Origin of the sequence: Nocardioides sp., from assembly GCF_051876515.1 — a bacterium.
GTDB lineage: Bacteria > Actinomycetota > Actinomycetes > Propionibacteriales > Nocardioidaceae > Nocardioides.
In genome coordinates this window covers 23,455-29,552 of record NZ_JBJEHY010000164.1, presented here as the reverse complement: position 1 = coordinate 29,552, position 6,098 = coordinate 23,455, and the positions used below count along the sequence as shown (strand labels likewise).

At 69.4% G+C, this 6,098-nt stretch carries 7 protein-coding genes; 1 reads left to right on the top strand and 6 read right to left on the bottom strand.

Features of this window, described 5'->3' with window-relative positions; all coding sequences use genetic code 11:
- Nucleotides 1-1,305, bottom strand: a 1,305-nt coding sequence (gene dnaE / locus ACI379_RS12510) for a DNA polymerase III subunit alpha (protein ID WP_439792422.1), incomplete at its 3' end; no start/stop codon positions are given.
- 201 nt (nucleotides 1,306-1,506) lie between these two features.
- Here dnaE and ACI379_RS12505 point away from each other — a divergent pair.
- Nucleotides 1,507-2,526 carry a hypothetical protein gene (locus ACI379_RS12505; RefSeq protein WP_439792421.1) on the top strand — a complete coding sequence of 340 codons (1,020 nt, stop codon included), beginning with the start codon at nucleotides 1,507-1,509 and terminating at the stop codon, nucleotides 2,524-2,526.
- Here ACI379_RS12505 and ACI379_RS12500 read toward each other — a convergent pair.
- From ACI379_RS12500 to ACI379_RS12480, 5 genes are all read right to left on the bottom strand, one after another.
- Nucleotides 2,497-3,084 (bottom strand): GNAT family N-acetyltransferase, encoded by a 588-nt coding sequence (locus ACI379_RS12500; RefSeq protein WP_439792420.1) that lies wholly within the window; start codon nucleotides 3,082-3,084, stop codon nucleotides 2,497-2,499. The two genes, ACI379_RS12505 and ACI379_RS12500, sit on opposite strands and share 30 nt — an antisense overlap.
- Entirely contained in the window at nucleotides 3,071-4,009 is a 939-nt protein-coding gene (locus ACI379_RS12495) for an RluA family pseudouridine synthase (protein WP_439792419.1), read from the bottom strand. The genes ACI379_RS12500 and ACI379_RS12495 overlap by 14 nt, the downstream gene beginning before the upstream one ends.
- Entirely contained in the window at nucleotides 4,006-4,632 is a 627-nt protein-coding gene (gene lspA, locus ACI379_RS12490; RefSeq protein WP_439792418.1) for a signal peptidase II, read from the bottom strand. Before lspA ends, ACI379_RS12495 begins: the two co-directional genes overlap by 4 nt.
- Complete coding sequence (locus ACI379_RS12485; protein ID WP_439792417.1) at nucleotides 4,605-5,102, bottom strand: TraR/DksA family transcriptional regulator; 498 nt, start codon at nucleotides 5,100-5,102, stop codon at nucleotides 4,605-4,607. Before ACI379_RS12485 ends, lspA begins: the two co-directional genes overlap by 28 nt.
- Nucleotides 5,103-5,245: 143 nt before the next feature.
- Entirely contained in the window at nucleotides 5,246-6,007 is a 762-nt protein-coding gene (locus ACI379_RS12480; RefSeq protein WP_439792416.1) for a DivIVA domain-containing protein, read from the bottom strand.
- Nucleotides 6,008-6,098: the final 91 nt, after the last annotated feature.

Genomic DNA, 6,098 nt, shown 5'->3' with positions numbered 1-6,098 from the left:
GCCGCGGCGGGCGTCGTCGAAGTCGATGTCGAAGTCAGGCATCGAGGGGCGCTCAGGGTTGAGGAACCGCTCGAAGAACAGGCCGTGCTCCAGCGGGCACAGGTCGGTGATCAGCAGCGCGTACGCGGCGATCGAACCGGCACCGGAACCACGCCCCGGACCGACCCGGATGCCGTTGTCCTTCGACCACTGGATGAAGTCCGCGACCACGAGGTAGTAGCCGCAGTAGCCCTTCTGCGAGATGATCGCCAGCTCCATCTCGACGCGCTCCTTGACCTCCTCGGTCAGGCGGTCGCCGGGGTAGCGGCTCTCGATGCCACGCCACACCTCCTTGCGGAACCACGACTCCTCGGTCTCGCCCGCCGGGATGTCCGCGCGCGCCATGTAGCCGCCGGTGGACTCGGTGAACTCGACGTTGGAGCGCTCCGCGATGAGCAGCGTGTTGTCGCAGGCCTCGGGCATCCCGAAGCGGTCGGCCCACAGCTCACGCATCTCGGCGGCGGACTTGATGTAGTAGCCACCTCCGTCGAACTTGAGACGGTTGGGGTCGGCGAGCCTCTTGCCGGACGCCACGCAGATGAGGGCGTCGTGGGCGTCGGCGTCCTCGGGGTTGTTGTAGTGCGAGTCGTTGGTGGCGATGGGCGGGATCGACATCTGCTTGCCCAGGCGCAGCAGGTCGTCGCGGACCCGCTTCTCGATGTCGATGCCGTGGTCCATCAGCTCGAGGAAGACGTTCTCCTTGCCGAAGATCTCCTGCAGCTCGCCGGCCTCGCGCACGGCCTCGTCGTACTGGCCCAGGCGCAGCCGGGTCTGGATCGCACCCGAGGGGCAGCCGGTGGAGACCATCAGCCCCTTGCTGTGCTCGGCGAGGATCTCCTTGTCCATGCGCGGCTTGAAGTAGTAGCCCTCCAGGCTCGAGCGTGACGAGAGCCGGAACAGGTTGTGCATGCCCTCGGTGTTCTCGGCCCACATCGTCATGTGGGTGTACGCGCCGCCACCGGCGACGTCGTTGCCGCCCTCCTCGGCGACGTCGCCCTTGCCCCACCGCACCCGCTTGCGCTCGCCGCGCGGGGTGCCCGGCGTGAGGTACGCCTCGATGCCGATGATCGGCTTGACGCCGTACTTGTTGGCCTTCTTCCAGAAGTCGTACGCACCGTGCAGGTTGCCGTGGTCGGTCATCGCGATCGACGACATGCCCAGGTCGTTGACCCGGGTGAACAGCCCGTCGAGGAGCGAGGCGCCGTCCAGCATCGAGTACTCGGTGTGGACGTGGAGGTGGACGAAGTCACCAGTGCCGGCGGCCATGCTGGGCGATCTCTCCCTGGGGTTGGGACGGACAGGAACCACCGGACGACGGGACGTGCGTGGCCGGGTCGGGGAAGGTCCCCAGCCTACGTCGTCGGCTCGCCACATCCTGACAGGCGGCACCGACAATCACGACCCTGCGCGGAGGTTAGGCTCACCCCGTCGACGTGACACGGCGAGACGCACCACGGGGGTTGCACGATGTCCACTGCACGTACGGGACGGCCACGCCGTGCCACCGCATGGCGGCGCCGCGCGCTCGCCGTCCTCACCGCGCTCGCACTCACCCAGCTCGCGCCACCGCTCGCAGCACACGCGGTGAACCTCAACGGCACGATCGACTCCCTCACCATCGAGACGTACGGCGCGGAGATCGTCGTCCAGGGCTGGGCCCGGGACTTCGACCAGCCCGACCGGGTCGTCGAGGTCCACGTCCACAGCCACACCGCGACACAGTCCTGGCAGCTGGTCGGCAAGACCCAGGCCAACCTGTACCGCTCCGACGTCGGGAACCACGCGTACTGGGTGCGGGGCCGCGCCCCGGTCGGACCGCAGAGGGTCTGCGCCTACGCGATCACGCCCGACAACTCCAACCCCGAGGTGGCGTGCCGCGACATCACGGTTCCCGGCTACCAGTACCCCTCCGGCCCCACCTCGATGGTCGACTCGACCAACTCCACGACGATGCGCGGTGTGCGCGGCGGCTCCCCCACCCAGGGCCCGCCGCTGAACATGTGGGTCCAGGGCACGTCCACGAGCGTGCCGGTCACCGTCAACGCGGACGGGACGTGGAAGGCCACCGTCCGTCACGCGGCACGACGTCCGGTCACCGTCTGCGTCGGCTCCCACCCGACCTACGACCAGTACTGCGGGAACACCGGCTACCCGTCCATGCGGGGGCTGGCGAAGAAGAGCCGCAAGAAGCGGGTCCACCTGCGGTGGACGGTCCCGCCGTACTCCTGGCCCGAGGCGTACCTCGACGCCGTCAACTGGGACGTCCAGGTGCGTGAGACGCACCGCCGCGGCAAGCGCATCAAGGGCGCGCGGTGGCGCACCCCGGCCACGCACCGCGACCTCCAGATGTACGAGTTCGACGTGACGTCGCCGACGCTCGAGCGCGCCGTGAGGACGTGCTTCCGGGTGCGGGCCGAGTTCCCCACCCAGGGGCCCACGATGTTCCGGACCGGCTGGTCAGGCGAGCGCTGCACCACCCGGCGCTGAGTCCAGGGCGGCCAGCAGGGCCGCGCGGCGCTGGGTGAGCTCGTCGAGGTCCTTCTCGACGTCGTCGAGCAGGCGGCTCAGGTACGCCCGTGGCTCGGCGCCGGGCCACACCACCCGTACGTCCGGGCTGCGTTCCTCGTTCGCGTCACCGTCGGTGCGCTCCAGCTCGACCAGACCATGGCGGGCGTAGAACCTGCGCGCAGGGGCGTTGCTCTCGAACACCCACAGCGAGAACCCAGCTGGGCGTCGAGCCTTGACCAGGTCGAGCAGGGCGGTGCCGACCCCGTCGCGCCAGGCGTGCGGGTCGACGTACAGGTCGTCGAGCCAGTCCTGCCCGAACCGGGCGTAGCCGACGACCCGCACCCCGCGCTCGGCCACCCAGGTCTCGTCCGCCCCGAGACGACCCTCCAGCCAGCTCTGCACGCGGGCCACGTCGTGCACCGAGGCCGGCATCGGCGCCTGCGCCCGGGCAGCCACGTGCAGCGACGCCAGGCGTCCGCAGTCGGCCAGCAGTGCCTGCCTGAGCGTGAGTCGTGCCTCGCCCTCAGTGGGCGTCACGGATGACGTCCAGGGCGTGCGCGAGGTCGTCGGGGTACTGCGACTCGAACGACACGTACTCACCGGAGTCGGGGTGCTCGAAGCCGAGCCTCACCGCGTGCAGCCACTGGCGCTCCAGCCCCACTCGACGCGCGAGGACGGGGTCCGCGCCGTACGTCATGTCACCGACGCAGGGGTGCTTGAGCGCACTCATGTGCACCCGGATCTGGTGCGTACGCCCCGTCTCCAGGTGGATCTCGAGCAGACTCGCGAACCGGTGCGCCTCGAGCGTCTCGTAGTGCGTGATGCTGTGGCGGCCGTCGGCCATCACAGCGAACTTGTAGTCGAACTTGGGGTGCCGGCCGATGGGGGCGTCGACGGTGCCCTCCAGCGGGTCCGGGTGCCCCTGGACCAGCGCGTGGTACGTCTTGTCGACCGTACGACGCCTGAAGGCGTTCTTGAGCTTGGAGTAGCCGTGCTCCGACTTGCAGATCACCATCACGCCGGAGGTGCCGACGTCGAGACGCTGCACGATGCCCTGACGCTCGCTTGCACCACTGGTGGAGATGCGGAAGCCGGCGCCGGCCAGGTGACCGACCACGGTCGGACCGCTCCAGCCCGGCGAGGGGTGCACGGCGACGCCGACGGGCTTGTCGATCACCACGATCGAGTCGTCGTCGTGGATGATCTTGATGCCCTCGACGATCTCCGGCACCACGGCCAGCGGGTCGACGACGGCTGGGATGGTCACGTCCAGCATCACACCGGGGTGGACCCGCTCGCTCTTGGTGGCCGGGGCCCCGTCCAGGTGGACGTGCCCGGCCGCGATGAGCTCGGCCGCCTTGGTGCGGGAGAACCCGAACATGCGCGCCATCGCCGCATCCACGCGCTCCCCTGCCAACCCCTCGGGGACCAGGACGGTGCGCTGGTCCGCGTGGCCGCTCACGAGGCGTCCTCGGAGGTGTCGGGGCCGGAGACCTCTGGCTCCGCCTTGACGGGAGCACCGTCCTCGTCCGCCGCCTCGGCCCCCTCGCGGGTGCCGTCCAGGTTGATGCCCCGGAAGGTCTGCAGCACGATCACGACCGCGGCCGCGTTGATGCAGATGTCCGCCACGTTGAAGATCGGCCAGTTGGGCAGCTGGAAGAAGTCGATGACGTGCCCGCGCATCGGCCCCGGGGCACGGAAGAGCCGGTCGGCGAAGTTGCCGGCCACGCCACCGAGCAGGAGGCCGAAGCCGACCGCCCACAGGCGGCTGCCGAGCCGACGACTCAGCCAGAGCACGACCGACATGGCCACGAGCGCCAAGCAGCTGAACACCCAGGTGAACCGCGTCCCGGTGCCGAACGCGGCACCGGGGTTGAACACCAGGGTCAGGCCGAACCAGTCGCCCAGGAGCGCGATGTCGCGGTCGGCGAGCGCACGCAGCGCCCACTCCTTGCTGGCCTGGTCGACGACGAACGCCACGAGGGCGATGCCGGCGAAGACCAGCCGGAGACGACGCGGGTTGACGGACGGACTGTTGTCTCCCGAGCCTCCAGGGCTCAGCGACGTTCCTCGCGCTGCTTGCATGACATGCACAGTGTGGCACGGGGGAAGGCCATCAACCGCATCTTGCCGATGGCGCCACCGCAGGAGTCGCACACCCCGTACGTGCCCTCGTCGATGTGCTCCAGAGCGCGGTCGATCTGCTCGAGCAGCCCCCGCTCGGTGCTGACCAGGGTGATGTCGTGGTCGCGCTCGAGCGTGGTGGCTCCCACGTCGGCCTGGTCGTGCCCGGCACCGTCGCCCGCGTCCTTCATGAGGCCGGCGATCTCGTGCTCCAGGTCGGCGATCACGCGCGTGATCCGCTCACGCTGACGTCCCAGGTCCGCGAGGACCTCGTCCATCTCCTCGTCGGTCCAGCTGGACTCGTCGGCGCCCACGACGAGCGCGGACAGGTCGAGCTTGGCACGGCGTCGCGCGGCGGCGCGACGTGCTGCTGCGGGGGTGACGGTGCCCGTCTGGTTCGATGCAACGGATGTGCTGGGAGTACGTGTCATGCGAATCTCCTCACCCTCGAGAACATGTGCTCTCTGCCACACGGACCACGGACACTAACGCGTCGGTGGCTGCAGACCAAGCCGCCTTTCGGGGGAAATGCCGAACGGCCGACCCGAAGGTCGGCCGTCAGCGGATGAACGGGTCAGTTCTCGTCCTCGCCGAGCACCGAACGCAGACGCTTGGGGGCGGAGGAACCCTCGCCCGGAGCCTGGGTCTCCGGCGAACCGGCCAGAGTCTCCAGCTGCTGCGTGAAGTACGTCTTGAGGCGCGAACGGTACTCGCGCTCGAAGGCCCGCAGGGTCTCGACGTCGCTGTTGAGCTTGTCGCGCTCCTTCTCCAGGTCGCCGAACATGACCTGGCGACGCTCGGCGGTCTCGGAGTCGAGCATCTGCGCACGCTGGCGGGCGTCCGCCTCCATGCGGTCGGCCTTGGACTTGGACTCGCTCTCGAGGCGCTCCGCCTTGGTGCGGGCGGCGCCGACGATGCGGTCGGCCTCGTTCTTGGCCTCCTCGACGAGCTCGTCGGCGTTGCGCGTGGCGATCTCGAGCAGGCGGGCCGCGGCGTTGGACGCGTCGGGGACGGTCTCGACGCGCAGCGTCTGGACCGGGGCGGGCGCGGGCGCAGCAGCGGGCGTGGGAGCCGGCGCGGCCACGGGGACCGGGGCGGGCGTGGGAGCCGGGGGCTCGAACTTGGCCGGCTCGGGGGCCGGGCGCGACGGAGCGGAAGCGGCGCCGGCCTGAGCGGCAGCCAGCTTGGCGCGCAGTTCCTCGTTCTCCTTGGTCAGTCGAGCGAGCTCGGCCTCGACCTCGTCGAGGAACTGGTCGACCTCTCCCATGTCGTAACCCTCGCGGAGACGAACAGGAGTAAAGCGCTTGTTGCTCACGTCCTCAGGCGTCAGCGGCATGACCTCACCCAAACTTTCAAGTCGACAATCGGGAAATGCTGTCAGCAGACAATAGCGCTCCAATGACACGGACTGACAGTGACCCGTGTGA

What these genes read in the sequence shown, in the direction of transcription:
- ACI379_RS12505 (WP_439792421.1), top strand. Translation starts at nt 1,507, where the DNA reads ATGTCCACTGCACGTACGGGACGGCCACGCCGTGCCACCGCATGGCGG.
- lspA (WP_439792418.1), bottom strand. Translation starts at nt 4,632, where the DNA reads ATGCAAGCAGCGCGAGGAACGTCGCTGAGCCCTGGAGGCTCGGGAGAC.
- ACI379_RS12485 (WP_439792417.1), bottom strand. Translation starts at nt 5,102, where the DNA reads ATGACACGTACTCCCAGCACATCCGTTGCATCGAACCAGACGGGCACC.
- ACI379_RS12480 (WP_439792416.1), bottom strand. Translation starts at nt 6,007, where the DNA reads ATGCCGCTGACGCCTGAGGACGTGAGCAACAAGCGCTTTACTCCTGTT.